At 65.0% G+C, this 1,130-nt stretch carries 1 protein-coding gene; it reads right to left on the reverse strand.

The window, feature by feature from the left end:
• Nucleotides 1–68: 68 nt before the first annotated feature.
• Nucleotides 69–1,130 (reverse strand): metal-dependent hydrolase (locus tag PROAA_RS04850; RefSeq protein ID WP_222102106.1); only part of this gene is annotated, 1,062 nt, incomplete at its 5' end.

Here is a 1,130-nt window from a genome sequence, read left to right on the forward strand (position 1 = left end):
CGTGATAGGAAATATCAAAACCGGTGTGTCCCTGGATGCGATCATTCATCGCACGAACGTCGCTATCTTCAAGCGCGCTGGAATTTCCAAAAGCAAGCCTTGGCAGAGAATCCAGCTGCCGTACCCTTTAGCTCGCGCCACAACTCGCTGACTGGCACGCGGTTCTTGATCGTCCGATCGACCCACTCGGTTGGCCGTGCCGTGCCGGGGTGGAAGCGAACGCCCCAGATCGGTTCGAAGCCGTCGGTACGCAGCGAGTAGCGGGCGTCGCCGATGACGCTGGGGTCGGCGCTGGCACGCGCAGTCCAACCGGCGGAGAAATAGCTGAAGCGCATGAAGTCACGGCGGACGCGCTCGTCGGCCCTGGCCTCCAGCGGCAGATCCTTCTCCAGCAGCAACTCGACCGTACTGCCCTCCTTCCAGCGAGTACCATCGCTGCCGACGACGCGCAAACGGTCGGTGTACAGCGTGTTGCCCGATTGGTAGACCGATCGCCAGAGCAGCGGATTGCCGACGGTCGGAAACATCTCGGCGCGATCGAGCGGATGGCCACGGGCGGCGGCGATCCGAACCTGCAGGTCGAGCGCGCGTTCGCGTTGCCAGGCAGCCGTCCCGACGTAGGCAACGCTGAGAGCCAGCGCCACAGCTGCCGGGAATCGTGAGCCACGACGGACGGCGAAGACCAATCCGATCAGCAGCATCAGAGTCAGCAGGGGGCCGATGGTCGTGACCCAGTGCCAGGCGACGCGCAGCGTCGAAAAGGGCCACAGCAGGTGCGTCCCATAGTTGGTGCAGGCATCGAGTACGGCATGGGTTGCATAACCGATGGTCGTGGCCGCCACAATCGGCCGCCAGTTCGGGTGATGCCGCGGCCGCACCAACCACGGCAAGGCCGCAACGATACCGCCCACCGGGATGAACGCCAGCGCGTGCGTGAAGTGGCGATGGTACTGGATCGCCAACAAGGGATCCGTCGAACTCCGGATCAGGATGTCGGCGTCTGGCAGCACGCCACCGACGGCGCCGAGCAGCCACGCCTGGCGGCCAAGGCGCGGGCCCAGGGCAAGCTGTGCGGCGGTCGCGCCGAGCAATGCGTGAGTCAAGGGGTCCACGTTCAAGCTCCAGCTTGC

This window comes from Candidatus Propionivibrio aalborgensis (assembly GCF_900089945.1).
In the GTDB taxonomy this organism is placed as follows: Bacteria; Pseudomonadota; Gammaproteobacteria; order Burkholderiales; family Rhodocyclaceae; genus Propionivibrio; species Propionivibrio aalborgensis.